Consider the following 25,398-nt stretch of genomic DNA (forward strand, 5'->3'; position numbering starts at 1 on the left):
CATGAATATTAGAACTTTAGTCGGCAATGGTATTTTAGCGGCATTATATATTGCTGTTTCTATGCTTATTCAGCCATTTGGCTTTACGAATGTACAATTTCGTATTTCAGAGATGTTTAATCATCTCGTTGTATTTAACAAGAAAGCAATTTACGGAATTGTATTAGGTGTATTTTTAACGAATCTCTTTTTCTCACCTATGATCGCTTATGATTTAGTATTTGGAGTAGGGCAATCTATTCTTGCATTAGTTGCAACGATTATTTCTATGCGATTTATTAAAGGTGTTTGGGCTCGTATGATTTTTAATACGGTTATCTTTACGATTACAATGTTTATGATTGCAATTGAACTTCATCTTGCATTGGGTTTACCATTTATGTTGTCTTGGTTAACATGTGCAGTCGGTGAATTTGTTGTAATGGCCATTGGTATGCCTGTAATGTACTGGATTAATAAGCGAGTACAATTTGAAAGATTTATGTAATAGATGAAAGAGCTATTCCTATAGGGATAGCTCTTTTTGTATGTAATCATATTGAATATAATGCTGTGACTCTAGATAAAATATAATAAAATAAAGTGAGGCTTTCATTAGCTGGCTACATATAAGAAGTCTTATATAAGGGGAATCTAGTATGAAATATAAAATTCATTGGTTGTATAAAACGAAGCGAGGATTGCAGACGGAATTAACAACAGATTATATGAACATAGAAGAAATACTTCAATTTGCAGAGGATTTTGAGAAAACAGGAAGAGCTAAGGAACTTTTATTTTACGATGAAATGGATGCAGAATGGTCATTAAAGGAAATGAAAAAACTGAGTAAACAAGTAGAGGAAGAGCCCCAAGAAATACTCGTTTATTTTGATGGGGGGTATGATGTGCAAACGAAAGAAGCTGGCGTTGGTATATGTGTGTACTATAAAAAAGGAAATACAAACTACCGCATTCGCCGCAATGCATATATAGAAGGTATAGATGATAATAATGAAGCGGAATATGCATCACTATTATACGGTATGAATATACTCGAGGAATTAGGGATTAAATATGAAGCAGTTACACTTCGCGGAGATTCTCAAGTTGTATTGCAGCAATTGGCGGGAGAATGGCCTTGTTATGATGAGCATTTAAACCATTATTTAGATCAAATTGAACAAAAGGCGAAGCAAATGAAATTAAAACTTGTATGTGATCCGATATCTAGAAAACAAAATAAAGAAGCACATCAATTAGCAACGCAAGCATTAGAAGGGACAGTCATTGATAGTCATAAAGAAATAACCGAATAGAGAGGTGCAAAGGTGGATAAAAAGCAACTCATTACAGAGGTAAATGACTTATTAGAAACATATTGTGAAGGATGTTTCTTGCGAGAACATAATCGAAAGACAAATAGTAAATATTATGCACATTCATTTTGTATAAGACAATGTACAGTTGGAGAAACATTGAAAAAGTATGGAGAACAGTTGTCATAAAAAAACATCCAGAGAAAATTCTCTGGATGTTTTTTAGTGCTTTGCTTCGTTTAATTGCTCCTCGCATTTGCTTAGTTTCTTTTCCTCGTTCATTAAAAATGGTTCATCTAAATCTACTGCAACAGATTTCATAATTTCAAGCTGTGAGCGAGCTGCTTCTACTGCAGTAGTGGCATGCTCTAATGTGTCTGGATCCATTGAAATTGTTGCAGAACCTACCATCTTTTGTGCTGTTTCTACACGGAATTTTACTTCTTCAAAATCATTTACTTCTGATCCCATTAATAATTCCTCCTTTGTATAGTGCGCATTTTACATAGTTTTTGCTCTGTAAAACGGAAATATACAAAGGAATAACAAAGAAGGTTACCAAGTAAGGTAACCTCCTGTTATATGTTGGATTAAAGTTTTACTACGTTAGCAGCTTGAGGTCCACGGTTACCTTCAGTAATGTCGAAAGATACTTCTTGACCTTCTTCTAAAGCTTTGTAGCCGTCTCCTTGAATAGCAGAGAAATGTACGAATACATCGTCAGCGCCTTCCATTTCGATAAATCCAAAACCTTTTTCGTTGTTAAACCATTTTACTTTTCCTTGCATGTTACAATTCCTCCTAAAAGCGTTTACTATTTTCATTTAGTGAAATTCATTTAAAGAAATAATATAAACTAAAAATGCTATATTCTTGAATATTCTGCTAAATGATTAATTTAAATATACACGAATTGGGAGAATTTAGTCAAGTAAGCGGTTTTATTTTTTATATTTTTAAATAATTTCCCAATCAAATTTTTAAATAGGTATAGGACAGGCCGAGTATGTAATATTCTTAATTGAATGCTATACATAACGAGGTGAAAGAATGAATAGGTCGTACTTATTAGATAATGAAGGAATGAGAACGAGAACCGACATACCGGATTGGGTTGCAAAAGAATTTGAGATTTTTTCAAGTGTCGTGTTAGAACCAACTTTTCCATGTTATTTCGGTTTAACAGCTTTGAAAAAGAATGAACTTCGTTATTCATTTCTTTCTCATAATGATTGGAGTCATTTGCCGCATACAATGTTATCTTTTTTAGAGTTAATGAAAGAGAGGCCGATTGTAAGAAGGGGCTTTTTCCTTTTTGTAGAACCGGAATGTGAAGAACGATCACTCGAATATTACCGTGATTCCTTTTGGAAAGTGTTACAGTATTTACATGAAAACGATAATCAAGCATGGCCAAAGCAAATTCCTGAAGATCCAGACCATTATTTATGGGAATTTTCATTTTGTGGTGAGCCAATATTCGCATTTGGAAACGCGCCAGCTTATAAACAGCGAAAAACTAGACATTTAGGGAATTCTCTCGTTATTGGGTTTCAGCCACGCACTATTTTTGATGGATTAGAGGGGGATCGTCCTAAAGGAGCATATTCAAGACAAATGGTCCGTGAGCGAGTTGAAAAGTGGGATCAATTGCCGAAACATCCTAACATTAGTCATTATGGTGACCCAGAGCATCGTGAATGGAAACAATATTTTATAGGAGACGATGTAGAACCAATAAAAGGGAAATGTCCTTTTCTTCATAGGATAGAAAAGTAAGAGCCATCACCTAGATGGCTCTTTTGTATATTTTGGATAAAAAAGGGTATTTTATTATGAAAGCTAGTCTATTTTTTCAAATTACATCATTAACTAGTAGTAAAGAGAGTAGAAAGGATAGAGCGATGATTGGAGCAATTATACAGCAAATCGTATTAGGTATTTCATTAGCTGCGCCAGTAGGGCCGATTAATATTGAAATGTTAAAACGAGGAATTGAACGTGGGTTTTGGCATGCTTGGGTTGTTGGAATTGGTGGAATGACTGCAGATGTTTTATTTATGCTTCTCATTTATTTCGGTTTATCTTCTGTGTTTATGTATACATATGTACAAGCCTTCATGTATTGCACGGGTTTTTTCTTGTTATTTTATTTAGGATTTCAAAGTGTAAAACAAGGAATTTCCCACTCAAACATGGAATATAAAAAAGAAGAGGTAGGTGGTCTTAAGCAATCGTTTATGGCAGGATTTTTAATTGCGATATCCAATCCATTAAATCTTGTTTTTTGGTTTGGTATATACGGAAGTACACTTAGCTCATTACTTACGAAGGTAACGAAACAAGAAGCTTTTTTGTACAGTCTTTGCATTATTGCAGGTATTATTTTATGGAATTTAAATATTGCTTTTTCTGTACATTTTGGAAGAACTTTATTAAAACCAAAAGCGCTTGGCTACATAACAGCCGGAGCAGGTATTATTTTAGTAGGTTACTCTATACATTTTGCATACAAAGCTTTACAGTTGTTCACATAAGATTGAAGGGGAGATTTTTATGTATCGAACCACTATTGACGGAAAAGAAATTATAATTACGTTAGCGCCAAAAATTCGAAAAGAAATTACTGATAGAAATCCACTATATGAAGCAGTATTTCATAATGCTGCAAGATTGCTACAAACAAAGCAACCGACGTTTGCAGTAAATCATCAAATATTTGGTCTCATTATTGGAGAAGTGCAAAGAGGAGAAGTAACAGTGTTTGCAGTGGAACATATTATTCCAAAGCAAAATATATTTGGACCAAACAATTTTTTCTCGACAATAGAACAGCAGGCAAATTTGTAAAGTGAATAGAATAAGAATAGAAAAGAAATAGTCGTAACGATATGTTGCGGCTGTTTTTTTGGAAAAGGGGGAAACAAGATGAAGAAAGTGGGGAAAGAGTTCTTTTTACAATATGATATCGTCATTATGTATAGCATTCTATTTATTTTCATTATTATTTTAAAAATGCAATTTTTAACGTGGTTTGGCATGTTAGCATGTATGTTTGGAATTGTTTTCTATACACTGAATGAATATATGACACATCGTTTTTTATTCCATATAAAGCCACCTAAAAACACATTTCTATTAAAAATGTTAAGAAGATTACATTATGATCACCACGTATATCCAGATGATTTAAAACTTTTGTTTTTACCTGTATGGTTTAGTATACCTAGTTTTACTATATATTTACTTATAGCATATGGTATTACAAAAAGTCTTACTATTACACTTTCATTTGGAATCGGAATGATTATTATGCTGCTCGTTTACGAATGGAAACATTATATTGCCCATAGACCGATTCGTCCCGTCACTAAGTTTGGAAGATGGCTAAAAAAACAACATATATTACACCATTATAAAAACGAAAAGTTTTGGTTCGGTGTTTCAAATCCAGTATTCGATTTTATATTTGGAACACTTAAAGACGGAAAAGAGGTTGAGTTAAGCGAAACAGCTCGTAATTTAGAAAAGGAAAAAAAGACAAAAGTAGTGCGTTAAGCACTGCTTTTGTCTTAATGAGGAAAAAATAAGTAAGGTGTCACTTTATGTTGAAAAAGTATATTAAAAATTTAGGGGAAATTGCCGAAAAATGTCTATCAAAAAATCTTTGCATGAATGCACGGATTGTCTACAATAAGTATAGGTTTCTGAATATTTATAAAATTTAGTCTTTAGGTATGCAAGGGGGAAGTGCATTTCAAGTAAGAGAGGGGATCGGTTAATGAAACGAGATGATACGTCAGCACGTAAGTTGCAAAATGAGGTGAATTATACAGAGGTCGTTCAGTCGGAAGAATTTCAATTGTTATTAAATACGAAAAAGAAGTTTATCATTCCAATGAGTATTTTCTTTTTTAGTTTTTTTATCGCATTACCTATTTTAACATCGTATTCAAAGGTGCTCAATACACCTGCATTTGGTGACGTTACATGGGCGTGGGTATTTGCTTTTTCCCAATTTATCATGACATGGGCACTATGTATGATTTATAGCAAAAAAGCAGAATCATTTGATGAAATCTCCCGAAAAATTCTGCAAGATATGCAAAAAGGGAGGGGCTGAACTTGAATACTACTGCGTTTGCACTATTTTTAATTATTGTTCTTGGTACGCTTGTCATAACCTATTTTGCATCGAAAAAAACGAAAAATGCGAGTGAATTTTATACGGCTGGAGGGGGATTAACTGGTTGGCAAAATGGTCTGGCCATTGCTGGAGATTATATGTCTGCTGCTTCATTTCTTGGTATAGCCGGAGCAATCGCATTAACTGGGTTTGATGGATTCTTTTATAGTATCGGTTTTTTAGTTGCTTATTTAGTTGTACTATATCTTGTTGCAGAACCGCTTAGAAATTTAGGAAAGTACACTTTGGCGGATATGATTGCAGCACGCTTTGATGCGAAAAAAGTTCGCGGAGTCGCAGCTCTTAATACGATGACGATTTCTATCTTTTATATGATTGCACAATTAGTTGGCGCGGGTGCACTTATTAAATTATTATTAGGAATTGAATATACGACATCTGTATTAATCGTTGGAACACTTATGACGGTGTATGTTATTTTTGGTGGTATGACAGCAACGAGCTGGGTACAAATTGTAAAGGCTGTATTACTTATGGCTGGTACGTTTATTATTTCTGTTATCGTTTTCGCAAAATTCAACTTCAGCGTGACTGAAATGTTCGCTCAAATGAAAACAGCTACACCATTAAAAGATTCATTTTTAAATCCAGGTGTAAAGTATAAGGATGGTCTTGATACACTTTCTTTAAATTTAGGACTAGTACTTGGTACAGCTGGATTACCACATATACTTGTCCGCTTTTTTACAGTACGTGATGCAAAAACTGCACGTCAATCTGTCGTATATGCGACGTGGTTAATTGGTGCATTTTATATTATGACGATTTTCTTAGGATTTGGTGCGGCGGCTTTTGTAGGAAATGAAGCGATTATTAAAGCGAACCCAGCTGGTAATATGGCGGCACCTTTATTAGCAAAAGCGTTAGGTGGAGATTTCTTATTTGCTTTCGTATCAGCAATTGCTTTTGCAACAATTTTGGCTGTAGTGGCAGGTCTCGTATTAACGGCAGCATCAGCATTCGCTCATGATTTTTATAATGAGATCATTCGCAAAGGGAAATCAACAGAAAAAGAGCAAGTATCTATGGCTCGGTATGCATCTATTGGCGTAGCGATACTATCTATCATACTTGCATTATTTGCCCAAACATTAAACGTAGCATTTTTAGTATCATTAGCATTTGCAGTTGCAGCGAGTGCAAATCTACCAGTGATTTTATTTACAATATATTGGAAGCGTTTTAATACAACGGGTGCTATTTCCGGTATGATTGTAGGGCTCGTATCAGCAATTGTTCTCGTAGCGTTGAGTCCGAATGTTTGGAACCCTGTAGCTGGAAAAGCTATTTTTGTTGGGGAAGCGATATTCCCATATACGACACCAGGAATTATTTCAATTCCGCTCGGATTTCTTGCAGCATATTTAGGAACTGTTTTATCTAGTAAGAAAGAAGATGCAGCGAAATTTGATGAAATTCTTGTGAAATCTAATACTGGTCACGGTATTAGTGATGCGTCTTCACATTAAATAAAAGAGGAGCTTTTCGATAGATAAGAAAAGCTCTTTTTTCTTTTGTCATTTTCTTGTAAATATTACTGATTTGTAAGTAGGATTTGTCTTAATTTTGTGGAATGAAAATAGCAGGGAGAAATTTAAGTCATCATGGCACCAGCGCAGCTTTTGTGAAAAATAAGTTGTTATGGAAGGTGGAAGTAATGATGAAAACGAAGCAAACTGATGAATTATTAGCAAAAGATGAGCAATATGTTTGGCACGGAATGCGTCCCTTTAGTCCAAATAGTACAATGGTAGGGGCAAAAGCTGAAGGGTGCTGGGTTGAAGATATACAAGGAAAAAGATATTTAGATGGTATGAGTGGTCTTTGGTGTGTGAATAGTGGATATGGAAGAAAGGAGCTCGCAGAAGCGGCTTATAAGCAATTACAAACATTATCATACTTTCCGATGTCACAATCTCATGAACCAGCTATAAAGCTTGCTGAAAAGTTAAATGAGTGGCTTGGGGGAGAGTATGTTATTTTCTTCTCAAATAGTGGTTCAGAAGCGAACGAAACAGCTTTTAAAATAGCAAGGCAATACTATGCGCAAAAAGGTGAACCACATCGTTATAAATTTATGTCACGTTATCGTGGGTATCACGGGAATACAATGGCGACAATGGCAGCGACGGGACAAGCGCAGCGTAGATATCAATATGAGCCGTTTGCTTCAGGCTTTTTACACGTAACACCACCGGATTGTTACCGTATGCCTGGGATTGAAGGGCAGCATATTTATGATGTAGAATGTGTGAAAGAAGTCGATCGTGTTATGACGTGGGAATTAAGTGAAACAATTGCCGCTTTTATTATGGAACCAATTATTACAGGTGGGGGCATTTTAATGCCACCACAAGACTATATGAAAGCTGTTCATGAGACGTGTCAAAAACACGGTGCCTTGCTTATTAGTGATGAAGTGATTTGCGGCTTCGGTCGTACAGGAAAAGCATTTGGATTTATGAATTATGATGTGAAGCCAGATATTATTACGATGGCAAAAGGCATTACGAGCGCATATTTACCATTATCTGCAACAGCTGTGAAAAAAGAAATATATGAAGCATTTAAAGGGAAGGGAGAGTATGAATTCTTCCGACATATTAATACATTTGGTGGAAATCCAGCAGCTTGTGCATTAGCACTTAAAAACTTAGAGATTATGGAAAATGAAAATTTAATCGAGCGATCTGCGCAAATGGGTTCCCTTTTATTAGAGCAACTAAAAGATGAAATTGGAGAACATCCGCTTGTTGGGAATATTAGAGGAAAAGGTCTATTAGTTGGAATCGAACTAGTAAATGATAAAGAGACGAAAGAGCCAATTGATAACGACAAAATTGCAAGTGTCGTAAATGCTTGTAAAGAAAAGGGCTTAATTATAGGACGCAACGGTATGACAACAGCAGGATATAATAACGTCTTAACATTAGCACCGCCGCTTATTATTTCAAGTGAAGAAATTGCCTTTGTTGTTGGAACGTTGAAGACGGCGATGGAACGTATTTAATAAATAGAGAGAGGAGCGAGCTGTAATATAAGGCTCGCTTTTGTTTAGTAGGAGGGGACTTTTAATGGAGAAATATGATCCGAACAAACATTATCACATCGGATATTATGAAGATGGATATGATTTAGAAGTGACGGCGTACAAAAGAATAAATGAACCAGTTTGGGATGCTTATCTTCCGCACTATGAGGTAGACGGTTTTTATAAGAAAGTGGAGGAAATGAAACTAGGCGAATATATAGATGATTATGGCATTAAGGTGTATTCATTTAGTAATGATATCGATGATGAAGAAGCACGAATTATTTTTGAAAAATGGTTAAAAAAGAACGAGATTGTTTAAGGGTAAAACAAAAAGGAGATTGCTATTTTATAAGATAGCAATCTCCTTTTATTATAGTAAACTTATTTACTTGCTTTCATTCATTGCTTTATCTTTAGCACCAAAAGTGTATTTTAACATTGGTGGTGTAATCATTGTAGTTAAAATAACGACAATAACGATTGCTGTAAAGTAATCTTGTGCTAATAGACCTGAAGAGAGTCCTGTTCCTGCGATGATAAGTGCAACTTCACCACGAGAAACCATACCAGAACCGATAATTGCAGAAGACTTTGCATCAAATCCAGTCATGCGTGCACCAACACCACAACCAATTAGTTTTGTTAATACAGCGATTACTGTTAATGCTAGGATGAACCAAATTTGATTGCCAATACCGTCAAATGTAATATTCATACCGATACTAACGAAGAATACTGGAACGAACATAGCGTAAGCAATTGGTTCTACTTTCTTTTCTACTTCATGTTTGTAGTTTGTTTGAGAAATTGCAATACCAGCAGCGAAAGCACCGATAATACCAGCAATTCCTAATAATTCGCCGAAATATGCGAATGAGAAACAGATGATAAGAGCTGCGCTCACGATAGACTCAGATACGCGTAGTGGTGATAACCAGCGCATAATCACTGGTACACCTTTCCATCCGATTAAAATAATAGAAGCGAAGAATACTACTTTCTTCAAGATAACCATTGTTAAGTTAACATCATCTGTGCCTAAGAAGCTCATTGCGAATGCTAATAAAATAACAACAAGAATGTCATCAAATACAGCGGCTCCAAGCATCGTCGTACTTTCACGTGTTTTCATTTTACCTAAATCACGAAGTGTTTGTACGGAAATACTAACACTTGTCGCACATAGAAGTAACCCTAAGAATACAGCGTTTCCTTGTTCCATTCCCATAACAAGACCGGAAACGTAACCACCTACGAATGGAAGAATGATACCCCCGAGTGCAACTGCTAAAGAAGAATTGCGATTTGCGTTTAATTCATCTAAGTCTGTTTCAAGTCCTGCCATAAACATTAAAAGAATAACACCGACATTACTTAATTGAGTTAGAAGCTCTGAATTTTCAATCCAACCTAATATAGCTGGGCCGATAACGATACCGACAATTAATTTACCTAGCACAGAAGGTTGACCTAATCTAACACTAAGATCACCAGCAAGCTTTGTACTTAATAAAATAAGTGCAATTTGAAAGAAAAATTCGAATTCCATCTGATCCTCTCCTCGTCATTTTTAATTTTATCATACGATTTCTCGGAATTTGCCTAATGAAAATATGTAAAACCCATTAAACAAAAGGGTCTGATTACAAGTTCTTTTGAACTCGTAATTTGAACCTGTAATTAATATATAATAGATTTTATAAAAAATCAATGAAAAAATGGGAGCTTTTTGGGGAAGAAGCTGTCTTATTGAGATATAGGTGTAAGAGTAGCGTGTGAATTTTATATGTATAAAATAGTATGAAGTCCTTTTTCATTACAAATAATAAAGCCTAAATGCTATTTCACGAATTATAAATGTGAAAAGGAGGTTTTATCATTTGAATTCATTAAAAAATAACTTGTCTATTGTTGCTTTAGGTGGAGTAAATGAAATAGGAAAAAATATGTATGCTATCCAATATGAAAATGATATTGTCGTCATTGATTGTGGGTCTAAATTTCCAGATGAAAGTTTATTAGGGATTGATTTAATAATTCCAGACGTCACATATTTACAAGAAAATAAAGAAAAAATTCGCGGTTTAGTAGTAACGCACGGGCATGAGGACCATATTGGCGGAATACCATATTTTTTAAAACAACTAAATGTACCAATCTATGCAACAAAGTTAACGTTAGGTTTAATTGAAATTAAATTAAAGGAACACAATCTTCAAAATGATACGGAATTAATCGTTATTCATTCAGAATCAGAAATTGATTGTGGTTCTATTAAGGCAACCTTTTTTTAAACGAACCACAGTATTCCGGATTGTCTCGGTATTGTTTTTCATACACCAGAAGGTACTGTAGTACATACAGGTGATTTTAAATTTGATTTAACACCAGTAAATAATCAACATCCTGATATTCATAAAATGGCTAAAATAGGAAGTGAAGGTGTACTAGCTTTATTATCTGAAAGCACAAATGCAGAACGCCCAGGTTTTACTCCATCAGAAAGGTCAGTAGGAGAACGGATAGAGGAAATATTTATGAAAGCAAATAGAAAAGTAATTATTTCTACGTTTGCTTCTAATGTGAATCGTGTTCAGCAAATAGTTGAAGCATGTATAAAAACAAATCGAAAATTGGCTTTGCTCGGGAGAAGTATGGTAAATGTAGTAGAAGTTGCTCTAGAGAAAGGATATTTACATATTCCAGACGGCATGTTAATTGAAGCAAATGAGGTAAATCGTTTAGATCCAAAGCAGGTTGCATTACTTTGTACAGGAAGTCAAGGAGAACCAATGGCAGCTTTAGCGCGTTTAGCTAGTGGAAACTATAGACAAGTGGATATTTTACCAGAAGATACGGTTATTATAGCCGCGACCCCTATCCCAGGAAATGAACGTAATGTTTCTCGAATTATCGATAATTTATTTGCATTAGGAGCAAAGGTGATTTACGGATCAGGTAGTTCTACTGGAGTGCATGTATCCGGTCATGCATATCAAGAAGAGTTGAAGTTAATGCTTACATTAATGAAGCCAAAATATTTTATTCCAATTCATGGAGAGTTTAGAATGCTACATCACCATAGTTTGTTAGCAGAATCAATTGGTATTGAAAAGGAAAATATCTTTATCGTACGTAATGGAGATGTTGTAGATATAAGTAATGAAGTGGCAATTCAATCTAGAAGAATACAGGCAGGAAATATATATGTAGATGGATTAGGAATTGGAGATGTTGGAAATGCATTATTACGTGATCGTAAACAACTTTCAGAAGATGGAATGCTCGTTATAGTTATTACTTTTAATAAAGTGGATGGAGAAATAATTTCAGGTCCTGATATTATTTCTCGTGGATTTGTCTATGTTCGTGATTCAGAAGAATTTTTAAGAGAATTAAATAAATTAGCTGTTATTACAATTAATAATTTAAAGAAAGAGAATGTGAATAGCTGGGGTATTTTGAAAAGGGAGGTAAGAGAAGCGTTAGGGAGGTATATATATACAAATACAAAACGAAAGCCGATGATTCTTCCTATAATAATAGAGGTTTAATAGTAAAAAAAGAATTCTCGTATGGGAATTCTTTTTTGTTTTGAAGACAAAATGAACATATAATGAAATAAATAGAAATGGAAGGAAATAAAAGATGTTATTAAATAAACGCTTTACAATTGGAGAAATGGCAAAAATGCATAATATAGCGGAATCAACTTTACGCTATTATGATGAGAAGGGAATTTTTCATCCGTCCACTGTGGACCCGCAAACAAATTATCGTTATTACACAATCGATCAATTTTCACTATTAGATACGATTAAATTTTTACGCCAGTTAAATATTCCGTTAAAGGAAATTAAGAAATATATTGATGAAAGAAATCCAGCATACGCACTCAATTTACTGGAAAAACAACAAGAAATGATGTTGAAAAAACAAAGAGAAATTGAGTATGCTTTGGCGAAAATGGAGCATAGAATTCATTTAATTAAGGAAGCAACAAAAGCAAAAGCTGAACAAATGGTAATTAAAGAGATCCCGCAGCGGAAAATTACAGCAATTGCGGTTGCCCCGAATACGACGGATGATATGTTTGAGTACTACATCCATTCGTTGCAAAAAAATATGAGGCAAATGGATGATAGTTTATTTTCTGGAGATATTGGTGTAACTGTTGCGAAAAAAGGATTAATGCAAAATGAGTTTCAAGCATATAGCAGTGTATTTATTCTTTTGGATTATATGCCGTATGAAGTGCATACTTCAGATGAAATTAAAGAAGGTTTATATGCTTGTTCTTATCATCATGGACCATATGAAGAAACAGATGCAACGTACAAGGAGTTACTTACATACATTGATAAAGAAGGTTACGAAGTACATGGAGATTCGATTGAGATTGGATTGATTGATTGGTCTGTAACAGAAGATCCTGAGGAGCAAGTAACAGAAATTCAAATTCCTATAATGAAAAAATAAAGCAATAAGTTGTAAGACTCGTATAATTACAAATGAGGATCAAACACGATAATTAAGTTACTTATTTTTCAATTCTCTATTGACCTTAAAGTTACTTGAAGGTTTAAACTAAGAAAAGAGAGTTGAAAAAAAGGAGCATATTAGAGTATGGAAGCAACAGAAAAATTAAGAGAAAAACCAATTAAAAGTTTATTTATTTCTTATTTAATACCAGCCGTCCTCGGAATGGTATTAATGTCAGTGAATATTGTAATTGATGCGGTTATGATTAGTAGAGGAGTTGGGGCGAACGGTTTAGCAGGAGTGAACGTGGCTATTCCAGCCTTTTCGATTTTCTTCTCTATTTCATTATGGATTGGAATGGGCGGGGCAACGTTATATTCCATTGCATTAGGTGAAAATAAACGAGAGAGAGCAAGGTCTATTTTTACTCAATCAATGACGGTAGCAGTTGTTATCGTAGGTGTTTTAGCAGCTATTTGCTTATGGAGAATAGAAGATTTAGCATACTTATTTGGTGCAAATGAAGTGATTTTACCGTATGCATTAGACTATTTACACGTATTATTAACATTTGGAATGATATACGTTTTAGAAAATATTTTAAGCACATTTATTCGAAATGATGGAAATCCTAATTTAGCGATGGCAGGTCTTGTTGTAACGGCTGTATTAAATATCGTGTTTGACTACATCTTTATTTTTATTTTTGGATGGGGCGTAACAGGTGCTGCTTCAGCGACTATTCTTTCGGCAGCGATTGGTTTCCTTGTATTATTAACTCATTTCTTTAGAAAAAGTAGTATCTTAAAGTGGACGAAATTCCATTTTGACTGGGATACTGTCAAACAAATTATGGTGATTGGTTTCCCAAGTTTTACAGCAGAAAGTACGGTTGCAATCGTAACGATTGGTTTTAATATCGCATTCGTCCAATATGCAGGAGAAGTAGGAGTAGCTTCCTATGCGATGGTGAATAGTATTCATGCAATGACATTACTATTATTCTTCGGTGTAGGTGCTGCATTGCAACCAATTGCTAGTTTCCATTATGGTGCAAACTTATCAGAAAGATTGCGTGAAGGATTGAAGTTTGCTGTGAAAATTGCAGTTGTCCTCGGAGGCGTTGCGATAATTGTCGGATTATTCTTCGGGAAATATATCATTGGTTTATTTGATGTTCAATCTCCAGAATTATTGGAGTTAACCTTAACAGGTATTAGTTTATTCTTTATCCAATACGTATTTTTAGGTTATAACATTGTGTATGGAGAGTACTTCCAATCAGTGCGACAAACGAAGAAATCAGTACTTATTATAATGAGCCGAGGATTACTATTTATTCTTCCATTGTTATGGATTATGCCAAAATTATTTGGGATAAACGGAATTTGGCTCGTTATGCCAGTTGCGGAAGTAATGACAGCGATTATCGTATTTACGATGAATCGTATAAAACATCCTGTTCCATTAAATATGGCAGGAGAGAAAGAAGCGATATGATGAAGAAAATCCCCTTAAGCAATTAAGGGGATTTTTTATTCCTTTAAACTAATCGCAAAAGATCCATCCGTTTCTTGAACAGAAGCAAAGGCAACGTTTTTAATATTTGTAATTCCTTTTTCTTTTAATTCTTTATATAACCATTTTTCATTTTTATGTATTAACTTTAAGTTATCATATTGAATTTGTGAATCGACGATAAGGGCAATTGGTAACCCAGCATACTTAACATCTATGTTTAAATCTTTTGGAGTTAATGGTACAAGTTCTCTTTTTGGTAAAATACTAATAGCGCCGTTTGCTTCTAAAATAGCGTATTCAATTTCATGAACACTTGGATAACCTGCAACGCGAAGATTAGAAAGGAGTTCTGCAATGGGGTATCTACTTTTTTGTAAGTTCTCAAAAATAATATCACCATGTTTAATTAAAATGATAGGGTGTCCGAGAATAAAGCGATTTAGTTTGTTAAATAGGCTTAATTTTGTAAGGAGTAAATGTAAACATGTGATAACAACCATACCGAGAAATGCTTGTAAAGCACCAGAGACGGGTATGGCCTGGAAAGCTAAATAAGATAAAAAAATTATAGCCCCAAAATCATGAGGAGTTAGTTGTGCTAACGCGGATTTACCGAGTAACTTAAGCGATAGTAAAAATAAGATAAAAAAGAACGACACGTTACATAAAAAGAGAAGCAATAGAGACACTCCTTCGTGTAAAGTTGTACTTACTATTCCCGAAAGTAATATAAATATTACCTTTCAGAGGATAAATTAGGGTTTATTGAAATCTGTCTGTATACAAACAAATAAATGGATATTATCATGAAGGAAGTAAAAGAAAATAGGAGTATATGAATATGAGAAAGAAGAAAATAATGAAGTGCATTTTAGTTGTCATAATGATTTGCGCCGTGTATATGGGTTTTTTACAATATCACATTTATAAGCATGGGCATATGAATGCAACCTACGATGCTGACTACATAATTGTACTAGGATCGAAAGTAAATGGGACGAAACCATCTTATTCATTGCAATATCGTATTGATAAAGCAGCTGAATATTTAAAATCACATGAGAAAACAATTGCTATTGTATCTGGCGGACAAGGAAAAGGTGAAGACATTTCAGAAGCATTAGCAATGAAACAAGGATTAATAAAACAAAACATCGCAGAAGACCGTATTATAATGGAGGACAAATCTACGAGCACAGATGAGAACATTACATTCTCAAAACCGTTAATACCAGCCGATATGAAAAAAGGTATGATCGTAACAAACGATTTTCATATGTTTAGAGCGAAAAAAATAGCGGCCAAACAAGGTTTACAATTAGAAGGTCTTCCGGCAAAAACACCGAAACCAATCATCATTCCATCGAATGTACGTGAATATTTAGCAATTACACAATATTGGTTTATGAATCGAATATAGAGAAAATAATCCTGCCTGAAATTTCAGGCGGGATTATTTTAGAGGGAAATCTTACAAATATGTCACGTTCGTGAAAGGTAAAGCGATAGTTTCTAGAATGGTTTCCTGACATAATGAAGGTAACAAAAACTATTTAGAGGTGAATCGGATGAAAGGAAATAATATTTTATCTTCGTTATGTTACTTTAGTATATTTTTTGCACCATTTTTACTACCAATTATCGTGTACTTTGTTGCAGAAGATGAAGTGAAGTATCACGCGAAAAAAGCATTTTGGTCACATGTTTTCCCATACGCAATCTTATTTGGAGGACTAGCAGTATCAGGAATGTACGGTTTAGGTTTCGATCAATCTGACGGTGCTGGAATTGGAATGATTATCACATATGCAGTGTTCATTCTTGTAGGAATTTATTACTTTATTTGGAATATCGTCAGAGGTATTAAAGTTTTGAAAACGGCGTAATAAGATAAGTATAATTTCATTTACCGTATTGATAAACGTTTTAAAAAAGAGCAATTCAAAAAGAATTGCTCTTTTTGTGCTTATAAGTTGTGAATATTGAAAAAGGTATGTTAATTTTTCATTATGAAGAGAAAAAAGGAGTGATTTTCATGAATGAGATGATACATAAGATGGAGCAACATGTTTCAGTTCGTAAATATAAAGAAGAATCAATTCCGAAAGATGTAGTAGAAAAGATGGTGCATGCTGCGCAACATGCAGCTTCATCACATTTTGTACAGGCGTATTCTGTTATATATGTAACAGATCAGGAATTAAAGGCTAAACTAGCAGAGCTATCCGGAAATCGCCATGTGAAGGACTGTGCAGCATTTTTTGTTTGTTGTGCAGATTTAAAACGACTTGAAATTGCATGTGAAAAACATAGTACAGAGATAAAGCATGAGGGAGTAGAAGACTTTATCGTTGCGACGGTAGATGCTTCCCTTTTTGCGCAAAACTTAGCACTAGCAGCAGAATCATTAGGATACGGTATTTGTTATATTGGTGGTATTCGTAATAATCCGAGAGAAGTGAGCGAATTGCTTCATTTACCGGATAAAGTATATCCTGTATTTGGAATGACAGTCGGTGTACCAGATGAAGAACATGGAGTTAAACCACGTTTACCAGTAGCAGCAGTTCTTCATGAAAATGGATATGATGAACAAAAATATGATGAATTACTAAACGAATATGATGAAACGATGAACGCGTATTATAAAGAAAGACCATCAAACAAGAAAAACGTAACATGGACAGAATCAATGAGTTCGTTTATGTCTAAAGAAAAAAGAATGCATATGAAAGAGTTTTTAAGTGAAAAAGGATTAAATAAGAAGTGAGTAAAGAGGCAAACCTGTGATGTGGGTTTGCCTTTTTTGGAAGGAGAAATACCTAAGTTCTTTATTCTTTCTGAACTTAGGTATTTTGTTTGTTATCATATACATAGAAATAAAAATTAATAATTTTTTACAAAAGTGATAGAAAAAGAGAATGAAATGCCAATAGTAAGTAAAAGCAGCTGCTAAAGGGGAGCTGAGGAAGGAAGATGCTTATGATTTTCAATTCTGAAGAGGATTTAATTATAGCTATGAAAAAACATGATCAAGATGCTTTGAAAGAAGTGATTGATCAATATGGAAAATTAATTTTGTACATTATTCATAAATCATTAAGTACCCCTATTGAAAAACAATATGTGGATGATTGTTATAACGATGTATTTACTGTCATTTGGTTTAATATCGACCAATTTGATAATGATAAAAAGCGGCATAATAGCCGCTTTTTATCGTTATCACGTTTAAAAATATATCATGATATTTCATTCGAAACCTAATTCTTAATGCATAACCTAAAGCAACTTCTATAATAAATGCAAACTTTCAATAAGAAGATACATACCCGTACAACTTAAAAGGATATACGTAAATATTTTAAAAATCCGTTGATTAAGCCATTTAAAAATAATTTGACCTATAAACAAACCTAAAAATATAATTGGAATGGCATAAAAACTTGATTCCCAAATGGTTTTGTTTGTGCCAGTAAAGAGTATTTGAGTTACTAGACTAATGAAATATATAAACAGATAAAAAGCTAATGTAGTTGCTCTTAACTTCTCTTTTTCAGTATTAGTTCCTGTAAAATAAAGTAACAGGGGTGGACCTGGCATACCGATACTTGTCGTTAAAAGACCAGATAATCCGCCAACTATGAAATCTCTAGATTGTGTTGATCTAACCTTAACGTTGCATATTAGCAACAATGTTAATAGTAAGAGTAGGATGCTAACTGCTAATTTAAAAGTGTTTATGTTAACGGAAATGAAGATTAAAATACCAAAAGGTACACCAACTATACTTCCCAAAATAAACCTTTTCAGTAGAACAAAATCAACGTCCATTCTTATTTTCCAAATGAGTGAAATGGAGATAATTAAAGATAAAATAATGTTTATTTGTATAGCTTCTTGTGGTAAAAATAACATAAGTAAGAAAGGGGTTGCCATTATGGAAAAGCCAAAACCTGTACTTGCTTGCAGAATAGAAGCCACTAATATAATACATATGAAAATGAATGTGATACCCAAAACAGCCCTCCTCTTTAATCCAGTTTAACTAGTTGAAGTCTCTTATTTAAGTGCAAACTTTCACAAACTTATTTATATTTTAACATAAATATCTAGTTTTTTCTCAAATAGTGTTGCCATATAAGGATCATTAACTAAAAAATTAGACTGACATTTTTAAGCAATTTTATTATTGGGAAACAAATAATGAATGGGATCTCAGTGAATAATCTATTGATTATCATTAGATTATTCACTGAGATCCCCGCGATAAACAAGAAAAGCCATATAAAATTTACAAAAATACAGCATGTAGCTAATAAACTGCCAATTATTTGAGGAGAAAGAATTTCTAACAGCCCTCCTGTAAAAAACATAGATAACTGAATAAGAGATCCGTAAACGGAATAATGGAATGAAAAAACTTTACCCATCATATTTTCGTGTGTGTAAGTTTGAAGTAATGTCGTATCAAGTGGAACGAGGATTCCTCCTGCTATGCGCATACAGAATAAAGTAACGATACCGATAATAAGTTGATCGGATAGAATGAATCCGAGAAAGAAAATTCCTTGTAATAATTAGGCTCAACCGAATACTTTTTTCATTTTTTCTTTATTATGAGACATATAAAGATTAACGAGGAGGCTTCCAATCATAAGCCCAATGCCTTGAACTGTATATAAAATTCCAATGTTAGTGTGGAAAATTCTCTCGGCATAGATCGTTAGGAGTAGCTGATAAGCCCCTCCAATAATGCCCCATGAAATGCCGACAAGAATTAATGTTAAAATAATTTTTGTTTGTAATATGTATGTATAACGATCTTTTATATCAGTGAAAAATGTTTCTTATTCCATATTAAACGATATTTTGTTAGTTGAAATCGCAAATAAGAGGGATATAAATTCATACGAAAGTATGAAAAAAAACAGCTCAAATATGAGCTGTTTTTCTATAGTTTTTAGTTCATTTGTCAAGGATAGGATATATTAATATCCGTATCCGCCGCCACCCCAACAGCTACATCCGATGATGATTAGAAGGATGAATAGTACGATAAGCAAAGCAAATCCACCGCCGAAACCAGCGCAACTTCCACCATAACTCATATGTTTTCCTCCTTTTTAGTAAGTTAATCTATATGGTTCATGGACTACTATATACAGTATGTTTTTTGTATAGAAAACGAGCCAGTCTCATTTATAATTAGACAAATGCCTGTAGATTCATTAGGATTGTATGTTAGTGATTTGTAAATGAACCTTTACGTGATTCGTAATTTAGGCATAAAAAAATAAAAAATTGTAAAAAAAACCATTTTTTTATTTTTTTATGAGAGAATATGTACTATAATTTTACAAGTAATATTATGGGAAAAGGGAGTTTTAGTATAGAGATGGAGATGGGACAATTACAAAATAAAATAGAAAACAAAAAGAAAGAGTTAATTCAACTTGTTGCGAGACACGGATTGGATCATGATAAAGTTTTGTTATTTAGCCGAGATTTAGATATACTAATTAATAAGTTTATGAATGGAAAAGACAAAGTGCATAAATAAAAAATTTATAGTTTTTTATATTAAGATGTTTCACGAGAAGGAGAGGACAGTAATTGGAACATTTACAGGAAGAATTGTATAAACAAATAAAAGAAGAAAAAGGTACAGTTACAATTTTCTTAAAGAGTGGCGTTAGAATAGTAGGAGAAGTTGTTGGAGTAGATAAATTTACAGTTTTAATATTAGTGGATGGAAAACAACAGCTTATTTATAAGCAGGCTATATCAACAATAATGAAATAAGACACTCTTGTTGAGTGTCTTATTTCATTATTGCTTGCATGCCTCAACATCAATACCGGCAGCAATTAACTTCTTTTCTCCATCTTGTTCAATAATTTTTTGTAATTTAGATAGGAAAGAATCAAAGTTTGTATGCTTTGCTACTTGGAATGTCATTTTATGTTCAATTGGTAACCACGTATCAATATCAGCTTCGTTATGTTGGATTTTCACCTCAAGTTTATCGAGTGCATTAGCAACTTTTGCTTCGTACGTTTCTTTCGCTTCAAACTCCATCCATAAGTCATATAATTCCTCACCGAGAGAACTTGTTAATGTTTGTTTAATATTTAAAATAGCTTCTAGTTCATTTTTTTGTTTTTGTAGTTGTAATTCGTGACTATTCATCGTATCAAAAGCAGGGATATCACCAGCTTCGGCTTCGACTAGGTCGTGAATAATAACCATCTTAAGTAATTTCTCAATATTTACTTTTTGATCCAAATAAGGTTCAACTAAAATAGCCATTAGAGACATACGCCATGTATGTTCGGCAACACTTTCTTGACGTCCGTTAGAAAGCCAGCTATGTCGCATTTCATATTTTAGTTTTTCTGCTAATGCAATGACTTGTAAAATGTTGTGTTCCATCGTGATCCTCCTCATTTATCCATACTATAATTCTAATATAGAAATGAAATGTGTCAATTTCATGAGTATATTGCGATAAACAGATGATAAGCGTATAATACATGTTATATGTGAAAACGTATTATTAAAATAAAAAAATGTTATATAAAAATGGAAAGGAAAGGGCAGAAATATGGGAGAGAAAAATCAAGTATTAGCTAGACCACAAAGAAGAAAAAGGAAGTTTGATATTTCTAGCCCAGTGGGCATTATAGTAGGTTTCATTATAGTGATAGCAGCAATTATGCTTGGCGGCGGTGGAATAAAAGCTTTTAAAAACTTTTTAGATGTTTCATCTATTTTAATTGTCATAGGGGGAACAACAGCGACAATTGTTGTGGCATATCGATTTGGAGAAATAAAAAAATATACGAAAAGCATTTTTACTGTTTTACATAGAAGAGAAGAAGATTTAGAACAGTTAACGGATTTGTTTGTCGATTTTTCGAAAAAGTCTAAAAAGCATGGCTTGCTTTCTTTAGAGGTTGATGGAGAGCAAGTAGACAATCCTTTTATTCAAAAAGGAATTCGATTAATGTTAAGCGGTTACGATGAAGATGAATTAAAAGAAGTGTTACTGAAAGATATTGAAACGGAAGTGTATGAGTTAAGAAAAGGAGCAGCATTATTAGATAAAATTGGTGATTTTGCTCCAGCTTGGGGAATGATTGGTACGTTAATCGGTCTTATCATTATGCTCCAAAACTTACAAGATACATCGCAAATTGGTACAGGGATGGCAGTTGCGATGTTAACGACATTATATGGGTCCGTACTTGCGAATATGATTGCAATCCCTCTTGCGGAAAAAGTATATCGTGGTATTGAAGATTTATATACAGAGAAGAAGTTTGTAATAGAAGCAATTTCAGAATTGTATCGTGGACAAATCCCTTCTAAATTAAAGTTGAAACTGGATACATACGTATACGAAACAAAGGTAAAAAAGGTAAAAGGAGCAGCCTAATATTTCAAGGAGTGGTATGATGAGTAAAGGACCGCAAAAGGGATCGCCTCGTTGGATGACGACTTTTACAGATTTAACAATGTTATTATTAACTTTCTTTGTATTACTAGTTGCTACATCAAAGCAAGATGCAGTAAAATTGTCAAAGATGCTTGAAAAGTTTAGTGATACGGGGCAAGTAGATGCAAAAGTAATGGAAAATACAATACCGGATATTTCACATGAAAAAAATGATGAAAAGATGATCTCAAAAAAGAGAATGGATGAATTATATAAGAAGTTAAAAGCGTATGTAGATAATAACGGTATTAGTCAAGTGAATGTATATCGAGAGGATACAGGGGTAAGCGTCGTTATAGTAGATAATTTAATATTTGATACAGGCGATGCAAACGTTAAGCCCGAAGCGAAAGGGATAATAAGTCAATTAGTTGGATTTTTTCAATCCGTACCTAACCCAATTGTTGTAGAGGGACATACAGATAGTAGACCTATTCATAACGAGAAATTCCCTTCAAATTGGGAGTTATCTTCAGCACGAGCGGCAAATATGATTCACCATTTAATTGAAGTGTATAATGTGGATGATAAAAGGCTAGCTGCGGTAGGATATGCAGACACAAAGCCAATTGTACCAAATGATTCACCGCAAAACTGGGAAAAAAACCGTCGCGTTGTTATTTATATAAAAGAGTAGTATATTATTATTTTAATAATAAAATAATAAAAATACGAAAATTCTTTTAAAAAAATATTAAATTTTATCATTTTATTTTGTATAATGAGTGAGAATGATAAGGTGAAATATTAAGATATATTTATGCATAGAAGGAGAGAATTAAAAAGAATGGCACATAAAATTTTAGTAGTAGACGATGCGATGTTTATGCGAACGATGATTAAAAACTTATTAAAAAGTAATGCTGAATTTGAAGTTATTGGCGAAGCAGAGAATGGGGTAGAAGCAATTCAAAAGTATAAAGAACTTCAACCTGATATTGTAACATTAGATATTACTATGCCAGAAATGGATGGGCTTGAAGCATTAAAAGAAATTATTAAAATTGATTCAAGTGCAAAGGTTGTTATTTGTTCTGCAATGGGACAACAAGGTATGGTATTAGATGCAATTAAGGGCGGGGCAAAAGACTTTATTGTAAAGCCATTCCAAGCGGATCGTGTAATTGAAGCTTTAACAAAAGTAGCAAATAGTTAATATAGAAGGGGTGCCACAAGGAATCAAAACAGTGATAGCGGATCGACGTGTGGCCCCCTTTTTTCTCATTATAAAACACTAAATTGTTATACATAAATGAAATGTTTGTTAGACAGGTAGGGGATAAAAATGCAAACAGATCTATTAAATATATTTTTTGAAGAGTCAGAAGAACATTTACAGTCGCTAAATGAAAATGTGCTAGTGTTAGAGCAAAATCCTGCTGATATGGATGTTGTAGGAGAAATATTCCGCTCCGCTCATACATTCAAAGGTATGTCTGCGAGTATGGAATTTACGGAGATGGCTGATTTAACACATAAGATGGAAAATGTGTTAGATGAAATTCGTCATGGGAATATAGTTGTAAATGCGGATATTATTGATGTGATTTTTGAGTGCATTGATAATTTGGAGAAGATGGTTGCAGATGTGCAACAAGGTGGAATGGGCAATATTGATGTAGTCTCAACTAAACAGAAATTAGAAGCATTATTGAACGGTAATGTAGAAACTACTACGGAACATATAGAGCAAAATCATATAGACAACGATGATGCAGTTTCGCATGCAGTGCATATAACAGTTGAACAGCAAGCAATTTTAAAAGCAGTACGTGCCATTATGTGTATTGAAGCATTACAAAATGTGGGGAATATACAAAAAACAGCTCCGAGTATTGAAGAAATTGAAGCAGATGCTTTCGGATTTGAATTTACAGTATTTATGGATACGGATTGTAGTATAGAAGAATTGAAACAAGTAGTACTTCATGTTTCTGAAATTGAGAAAGTGGAAGTAAAGCAAGGAGAACCTATATCGAGGGAAGTAGCTTCTAAAAAAGTCGTTACACAAGAAGTTGTGCAAGTAGAAGAAACGCTACAACCAGCTGTGGCTACGCAGGTAGAATCACCGATAGTGGCAACGAATCAGCCAGCTAAAAGTACTACAAAAACGAAAAATGCTAAAGTGGAGAATCGTTCAATTCGTGTTCAATTAGAGAAAATTGAAAGATTAATGAATATGTTTGAAGAAAGTGTAATTGAACGTGGGCGCATTGATGAATTGGCTCAAACGATTCAAAACAAGGAACTAATTGAACATTTAAATCGATTAGGCGATATTTCAAAAGATATTCAAAATGTACTATTAAATATGCGTATGGTGCCAATTGAAACTGTGTTCAATCGTTTCCCGCGTATGGTACGTATGTTAGCGAAAGATTTAGGGAAAAAAATCGATTTACAAATTACAGGTGAAGATACTGAAGTAGATAAAATTGTTATTGATGAAATCGGTGATCCGCTCGTTCATTTAATTCGAAATGCAATCGATCACGGTGTTGAAACTGTTGAAAAACGACGTGATGCAGGTAAAAATGAGACAGGTACTATTAAATTAGAAGCTTTTCATAGTGGAAATCATGTCGTTATTCAAATTACGGATGATGGAAACGGTATTAATAAAGGGAAAGTATTAGAAAAAGCGATTAAAAATGGCGTTGTAACTGAAGCAGATGCGAATAGATTAACAGATCGTGAAGTGTTTGATCTTATTTTCCAACCAGGATTTAGTACAGCTGAAGTTGTATCAGATCTTTCTGGACGCGGTGTCGGATTAGATGTTGTAAAACATACGATTCATAGTTTAGGTGGACATTTAATTATTGATTCTGAGGAAGGAAAGGGAAGTACATTTAGAATTGAACTTCCGTTAACGTTGTCTATTATTCAATCTATGCTTATTCAAACGAATGATAAGCGTTATGCTTTACCTCTTGGAAATATCGTTGAAGCAATTCGAATTAAGAAAGAAGACATCCAATCCTTACAAGGAAAAGATGTGTTAAATTATCGTAATCAAATTATTGAAGTGAAACATTTAAGTACTGTATTTGGTGAAAAAACAGTAGATGAGGCGTTTGCGTCATATGATGGTCAAATGGTTCCTGTGTTAATTGTTCGTAATACACATCGCAGCTATGGACTTATTGTAAACACAATTATCGGTCAAAGAGAAATAGTCTTAAAGTCATTAGGTGACTTCTTTGCAGAGAGTTCTAATTATTTCTCTGGTGCGACGATTCTCGGTGATGGACGAGTGGTCCTCATTTTAAACCCAGAAGGTTTATAATAGGAATGAAGGAAAGCTCCCCAATTGTATACAAGTGGGGAGCTTTTTGACTAATCGTTACTACTC

General features: G+C 33.8%; 30 protein-coding genes and 2 pseudogenes. 24 read left to right on the top strand and 8 right to left on the bottom strand.

Features of this window, described 5'->3' with window-relative positions:
• Window position 1: 1 nt before the first annotated feature.
• The 3 genes from ASE54_RS01570 to ASE54_RS33415 all read left to right on the top strand — a co-directional run bounded on the left by ASE54_RS01570 (window position 2) and on the right by ASE54_RS33415 (window position 1,487).
• Entirely contained in the window at window positions 2-487 is a 486-nt protein-coding gene (locus ASE54_RS01570) for a QueT transporter family protein (protein ID WP_001026475.1), read from the top strand.
• A 151-nt stretch (window positions 488-638) separates the two neighbouring features.
• Window positions 639-1,298 (top strand): ribonuclease H family protein, encoded by a 660-nt coding sequence (locus ASE54_RS01575; RefSeq protein ID WP_000875533.1) that lies wholly within the window; start codon window positions 639-641, stop codon window positions 1,296-1,298.
• Between the two features lie 12 nt (window positions 1,299-1,310).
• Complete coding sequence (locus ASE54_RS33415) at window positions 1,311-1,487, top strand: zinc-finger domain-containing protein (RefSeq protein ID WP_000358801.1); 177 nt, start codon at window positions 1,311-1,313, stop codon at window positions 1,485-1,487.
• A 33-nt stretch (window positions 1,488-1,520) separates the two neighbouring features.
• Here ASE54_RS33415 and ASE54_RS01580 read toward each other — a convergent pair whose 3' ends face one another.
• A complete protein-coding gene (locus ASE54_RS01580; protein ID WP_000534397.1) occupies window positions 1,521-1,769 on the bottom strand; it encodes a DUF2564 family protein in 249 nt (82 codons plus the stop codon).
• A 119-nt stretch (window positions 1,770-1,888) separates the two neighbouring features.
• Entirely contained in the window at window positions 1,889-2,086 is a 198-nt protein-coding gene (gene cspB, locus ASE54_RS01585; protein WP_001161731.1) for a cold shock-like protein CspB, read from the bottom strand.
• A gap of 262 nt (window positions 2,087-2,348) precedes the next feature.
• Between cspB and ASE54_RS01590 the strand changes: the two genes are divergently transcribed.
• From ASE54_RS01590 to ASE54_RS01625, 8 genes are all read left to right on the top strand, one after another.
• Window positions 2,349-3,077 (top strand): YqcI/YcgG family protein, encoded by a 729-nt coding sequence (locus ASE54_RS01590; RefSeq protein ID WP_001082150.1) that lies wholly within the window; start codon window positions 2,349-2,351, stop codon window positions 3,075-3,077.
• A 14-nt stretch (window positions 3,078-3,091) separates the two neighbouring features.
• Entirely contained in the window at window positions 3,092-3,835 is a 744-nt protein-coding gene (locus ASE54_RS01595; RefSeq protein ID WP_001196842.1) for a LysE family transporter, read from the top strand.
• Between the two features lie 19 nt (window positions 3,836-3,854).
• Window positions 3,855-4,148, top strand: a complete 294-nt coding sequence (locus tag ASE54_RS01600; RefSeq protein ID WP_000286367.1) for a hypothetical protein — start codon at window positions 3,855-3,857, stop codon at window positions 4,146-4,148.
• A gap of 78 nt (window positions 4,149-4,226) precedes the next feature.
• A complete protein-coding gene (locus ASE54_RS01605) occupies window positions 4,227-4,856 on the top strand; it encodes a sterol desaturase family protein (protein WP_000755405.1) in 630 nt (209 codons plus the stop codon).
• A gap of 223 nt (window positions 4,857-5,079) precedes the next feature.
• Window positions 5,080-5,421, top strand: coding sequence for a DUF485 domain-containing protein (locus tag ASE54_RS01610; protein WP_000817366.1), 342 nt, complete (start codon window positions 5,080-5,082; stop codon window positions 5,419-5,421).
• Window positions 5,422-5,423: 2 nt separating this feature from the next.
• A complete protein-coding gene (locus ASE54_RS01615; RefSeq protein ID WP_001098235.1) occupies window positions 5,424-6,974 on the top strand; it encodes a sodium/solute symporter in 1,551 nt (516 codons plus the stop codon).
• A 191-nt stretch (window positions 6,975-7,165) separates the two neighbouring features.
• Complete coding sequence (locus ASE54_RS01620) at window positions 7,166-8,515, top strand: aspartate aminotransferase family protein (protein ID WP_000850964.1); 1,350 nt, start codon at window positions 7,166-7,168, stop codon at window positions 8,513-8,515.
• Window positions 8,516-8,579: 64 nt separating this feature from the next.
• Window positions 8,580-8,858 (top strand): DUF3986 family protein, encoded by a 279-nt coding sequence (locus tag ASE54_RS01625; protein ID WP_000417071.1) that lies wholly within the window; start codon window positions 8,580-8,582, stop codon window positions 8,856-8,858.
• 66 nt (window positions 8,859-8,924) lie between these two features.
• Here ASE54_RS01625 and ASE54_RS01630 read toward each other — a convergent pair whose 3' ends face one another.
• Window positions 8,925-10,088 carry a monovalent cation:proton antiporter-2 (CPA2) family protein gene (locus tag ASE54_RS01630; protein ID WP_000393876.1) on the bottom strand — a complete coding sequence of 388 codons (1,164 nt, stop codon included), beginning with the start codon at window positions 10,086-10,088 and terminating at the stop codon, window positions 8,925-8,927.
• Between the two features lie 331 nt (window positions 10,089-10,419).
• On the opposite strand from ASE54_RS01630, the pseudogene ASE54_RS01635 reads away from it, so the two are divergent.
• The 3 genes and pseudogenes from ASE54_RS01635 to ASE54_RS01645 all read left to right on the top strand — a co-directional run bounded on the left by ASE54_RS01635 (window position 10,420) and on the right by ASE54_RS01645 (window position 14,521).
• Window positions 10,420-12,093: pseudogene (locus ASE54_RS01635) on the top strand (ribonuclease J).
• Window positions 12,094-12,187: 94 nt separating this feature from the next.
• Complete coding sequence (locus ASE54_RS01640) at window positions 12,188-13,018, top strand: MerR family transcriptional regulator (RefSeq protein WP_000925950.1); 831 nt, start codon at window positions 12,188-12,190, stop codon at window positions 13,016-13,018.
• 147 nt (window positions 13,019-13,165) lie between these two features.
• Window positions 13,166-14,521: an MATE family efflux transporter gene (locus ASE54_RS01645; protein WP_000388395.1), complete on the top strand. Its 1,356-nt coding sequence runs from the start codon at window positions 13,166-13,168 to the stop codon at window positions 14,519-14,521.
• Window positions 14,522-14,556: 35 nt separating this feature from the next.
• Here the strand turns inward: ASE54_RS01645 and ASE54_RS01650 are convergent, their stop codons facing one another.
• A complete protein-coding gene (locus tag ASE54_RS01650; protein WP_000923923.1) occupies window positions 14,557-15,222 on the bottom strand; it encodes a DUF421 domain-containing protein in 666 nt (221 codons plus the stop codon).
• Window positions 15,223-15,383: 161 nt separating this feature from the next.
• Here ASE54_RS01650 and ASE54_RS01655 point away from each other — a divergent pair, with 161 nt between their 5' ends.
• The 4 genes from ASE54_RS01655 (at window position 15,384) to ASE54_RS01670 (ending at window position 17,809) form a co-directional block, all read left to right on the top strand.
• The gene (locus tag ASE54_RS01655; protein ID WP_001227671.1) at window positions 15,384-15,962 is read left to right on the top strand and encodes a YdcF family protein; all 579 of its coding nucleotides are present in this window, start codon (window positions 15,384-15,386) and stop codon (window positions 15,960-15,962) included.
• Between the two features lie 148 nt (window positions 15,963-16,110).
• The gene (locus tag ASE54_RS01660) at window positions 16,111-16,428 is read left to right on the top strand and encodes a DUF4870 domain-containing protein (protein ID WP_000678054.1); all 318 of its coding nucleotides are present in this window, start codon (window positions 16,111-16,113) and stop codon (window positions 16,426-16,428) included.
• 149 nt (window positions 16,429-16,577) lie between these two features.
• On the top strand, window positions 16,578-17,312 hold the full coding sequence (gene nfsA / locus ASE54_RS01665) for an oxygen-insensitive NADPH nitroreductase (RefSeq protein ID WP_001004530.1): 735 nt from the start codon (window positions 16,578-16,580) through the stop codon (window positions 17,310-17,312).
• 212 nt (window positions 17,313-17,524) lie between these two features.
• Window positions 17,525-17,809: a hypothetical protein gene (locus ASE54_RS01670; protein ID WP_000577072.1), complete on the top strand. Its 285-nt coding sequence runs from the start codon at window positions 17,525-17,527 to the stop codon at window positions 17,807-17,809.
• 27 nt (window positions 17,810-17,836) lie between these two features.
• On the opposite strand, the gene ASE54_RS01675 is transcribed toward ASE54_RS01670, so the two are convergent.
• The 3 genes and pseudogenes from ASE54_RS01675 to ASE54_RS33425 form a co-directional block, all read right to left on the bottom strand.
• Window positions 17,837-18,562: a sulfite exporter TauE/SafE family protein gene (locus ASE54_RS01675; RefSeq protein WP_000513089.1), complete on the bottom strand. Its 726-nt coding sequence runs from the start codon at window positions 18,560-18,562 to the stop codon at window positions 17,837-17,839.
• A gap of 251 nt (window positions 18,563-18,813) precedes the next feature.
• Window positions 18,814-19,410, bottom strand: a pseudogene (locus tag ASE54_RS33420) (MFS transporter); the annotation flags it as partial.
• A 123-nt stretch (window positions 19,411-19,533) separates the two neighbouring features.
• A complete protein-coding gene (locus ASE54_RS33425) occupies window positions 19,534-19,653 on the bottom strand; it encodes a YjcZ family sporulation protein (RefSeq protein WP_000120179.1) in 120 nt (39 codons plus the stop codon).
• Window positions 19,654-19,886: 233 nt separating this feature from the next.
• Here ASE54_RS33425 and ASE54_RS01680 point away from each other — a divergent pair, with 233 nt between their 5' ends.
• On the top strand, window positions 19,887-20,105 hold the full coding sequence (locus ASE54_RS01680) for an aspartyl-phosphate phosphatase Spo0E family protein (RefSeq protein WP_000291690.1): 219 nt from the start codon (window positions 19,887-19,889) through the stop codon (window positions 20,103-20,105).
• Window positions 20,106-20,158: 53 nt separating this feature from the next.
• The gene (hfq, locus tag ASE54_RS01685) at window positions 20,159-20,347 is read left to right on the top strand and encodes an RNA chaperone Hfq (protein ID WP_000400665.1); all 189 of its coding nucleotides are present in this window, start codon (window positions 20,159-20,161) and stop codon (window positions 20,345-20,347) included.
• A gap of 27 nt (window positions 20,348-20,374) precedes the next feature.
• Here hfq and ASE54_RS01690 read toward each other — a convergent pair whose 3' ends face one another.
• Window positions 20,375-20,977, bottom strand: coding sequence for an HD domain-containing protein (locus ASE54_RS01690; RefSeq protein WP_000400770.1), 603 nt, complete (start codon window positions 20,975-20,977; stop codon window positions 20,375-20,377).
• Window positions 20,978-21,149: 172 nt separating this feature from the next.
• On the opposite strand from ASE54_RS01690, the gene ASE54_RS01695 reads away from it, so the two are divergent.
• From ASE54_RS01695 to ASE54_RS01710, 4 genes are all read left to right on the top strand, one after another.
• The gene (locus tag ASE54_RS01695; protein ID WP_000504191.1) at window positions 21,150-21,983 is read left to right on the top strand and encodes a flagellar motor protein MotP; all 834 of its coding nucleotides are present in this window, start codon (window positions 21,150-21,152) and stop codon (window positions 21,981-21,983) included.
• Between the two features lie 19 nt (window positions 21,984-22,002).
• Complete coding sequence (locus ASE54_RS01700; protein WP_000033627.1) at window positions 22,003-22,680, top strand: OmpA family protein; 678 nt, start codon at window positions 22,003-22,005, stop codon at window positions 22,678-22,680.
• A 150-nt stretch (window positions 22,681-22,830) separates the two neighbouring features.
• Window positions 22,831-23,199 (top strand): response regulator, encoded by a 369-nt coding sequence (locus ASE54_RS01705; RefSeq protein WP_000940568.1) that lies wholly within the window; start codon window positions 22,831-22,833, stop codon window positions 23,197-23,199.
• A gap of 129 nt (window positions 23,200-23,328) precedes the next feature.
• Window positions 23,329-25,332 carry a chemotaxis protein CheA gene (locus ASE54_RS01710; protein ID WP_001192626.1) on the top strand — a complete coding sequence of 668 codons (2,004 nt, stop codon included), beginning with the start codon at window positions 23,329-23,331 and terminating at the stop codon, window positions 25,330-25,332.
• Window positions 25,333-25,398 lie beyond the last annotated feature (66 nt).

The sequence above is a fragment of the Bacillus sp. Root131 genome, from assembly GCF_001429475.1.
GTDB lineage: Bacteria > Bacillota > Bacilli > Bacillales > Bacillaceae_G > Bacillus_A > Bacillus_A thuringiensis_S.

What these genes read in the sequence shown, in the direction of transcription:
- ASE54_RS01640 (WP_000925950.1), top strand. Translation starts at nt 12,188, where the DNA reads ATGTTATTAAATAAACGCTTTACAATTGGAGAAATGGCAAAAATGCAT.
- ASE54_RS01570 (WP_001026475.1), top strand. Translation starts at nt 2, where the DNA reads ATGAATATTAGAACTTTAGTCGGCAATGGTATTTTAGCGGCATTATAT.
- ASE54_RS01655 (WP_001227671.1), top strand. Translation starts at nt 15,384, where the DNA reads ATGAGAAAGAAGAAAATAATGAAGTGCATTTTAGTTGTCATAATGATT.
- ASE54_RS01590 (WP_001082150.1), top strand. Translation starts at nt 2,349, where the DNA reads ATGAATAGGTCGTACTTATTAGATAATGAAGGAATGAGAACGAGAACC.
- ASE54_RS01695 (WP_000504191.1), top strand. Translation starts at nt 21,150, where the DNA reads ATGGGAGAGAAAAATCAAGTATTAGCTAGACCACAAAGAAGAAAAAGG.
- ASE54_RS01700 (WP_000033627.1), top strand. Translation starts at nt 22,003, where the DNA reads ATGAGTAAAGGACCGCAAAAGGGATCGCCTCGTTGGATGACGACTTTT.
- ASE54_RS01645 (WP_000388395.1), top strand. Translation starts at nt 13,166, where the DNA reads ATGGAAGCAACAGAAAAATTAAGAGAAAAACCAATTAAAAGTTTATTT.
- ASE54_RS01690 (WP_000400770.1), bottom strand. Translation starts at nt 20,977, where the DNA reads ATGGAACACAACATTTTACAAGTCATTGCATTAGCAGAAAAACTAAAA.
- ASE54_RS01575 (WP_000875533.1), top strand. Translation starts at nt 639, where the DNA reads ATGAAATATAAAATTCATTGGTTGTATAAAACGAAGCGAGGATTGCAG.
- ASE54_RS01580 (WP_000534397.1), bottom strand. Translation starts at nt 1,769, where the DNA reads ATGGGATCAGAAGTAAATGATTTTGAAGAAGTAAAATTCCGTGTAGAA.
- ASE54_RS01610 (WP_000817366.1), top strand. Translation starts at nt 5,080, where the DNA reads ATGAAACGAGATGATACGTCAGCACGTAAGTTGCAAAATGAGGTGAAT.
- ASE54_RS01705 (WP_000940568.1), top strand. Translation starts at nt 22,831, where the DNA reads ATGGCACATAAAATTTTAGTAGTAGACGATGCGATGTTTATGCGAACG.
- ASE54_RS01630 (WP_000393876.1), bottom strand. Translation starts at nt 10,088, where the DNA reads ATGGAATTCGAATTTTTCTTTCAAATTGCACTTATTTTATTAAGTACA.
- ASE54_RS01670 (WP_000577072.1), top strand. Translation starts at nt 17,525, where the DNA reads ATGATTTTCAATTCTGAAGAGGATTTAATTATAGCTATGAAAAAACAT.
- ASE54_RS33425 (WP_000120179.1), bottom strand. Translation starts at nt 19,653, where the DNA reads ATGAGTTATGGTGGAAGTTGCGCTGGTTTCGGCGGTGGATTTGCTTTG.
- nfsA (WP_001004530.1), top strand. Translation starts at nt 16,578, where the DNA reads ATGAATGAGATGATACATAAGATGGAGCAACATGTTTCAGTTCGTAAA.
- ASE54_RS01620 (WP_000850964.1), top strand. Translation starts at nt 7,166, where the DNA reads ATGAAAACGAAGCAAACTGATGAATTATTAGCAAAAGATGAGCAATAT.
- ASE54_RS01680 (WP_000291690.1), top strand. Translation starts at nt 19,887, where the DNA reads ATGTACTATAATTTTACAAGTAATATTATGGGAAAAGGGAGTTTTAGT.
- ASE54_RS01710 (WP_001192626.1), top strand. Translation starts at nt 23,329, where the DNA reads ATGCAAACAGATCTATTAAATATATTTTTTGAAGAGTCAGAAGAACAT.
- ASE54_RS01595 (WP_001196842.1), top strand. Translation starts at nt 3,092, where the DNA reads ATGGCTCTTTTGTATATTTTGGATAAAAAAGGGTATTTTATTATGAAA.
- ASE54_RS01660 (WP_000678054.1), top strand. Translation starts at nt 16,111, where the DNA reads ATGAAAGGAAATAATATTTTATCTTCGTTATGTTACTTTAGTATATTT.
- ASE54_RS01605 (WP_000755405.1), top strand. Translation starts at nt 4,227, where the DNA reads ATGAAGAAAGTGGGGAAAGAGTTCTTTTTACAATATGATATCGTCATT.
- ASE54_RS01625 (WP_000417071.1), top strand. Translation starts at nt 8,580, where the DNA reads ATGGAGAAATATGATCCGAACAAACATTATCACATCGGATATTATGAA.
- ASE54_RS01600 (WP_000286367.1), top strand. Translation starts at nt 3,855, where the DNA reads ATGTATCGAACCACTATTGACGGAAAAGAAATTATAATTACGTTAGCG.
- cspB (WP_001161731.1), bottom strand. Translation starts at nt 2,086, where the DNA reads ATGCAAGGAAAAGTAAAATGGTTTAACAACGAAAAAGGTTTTGGATTT.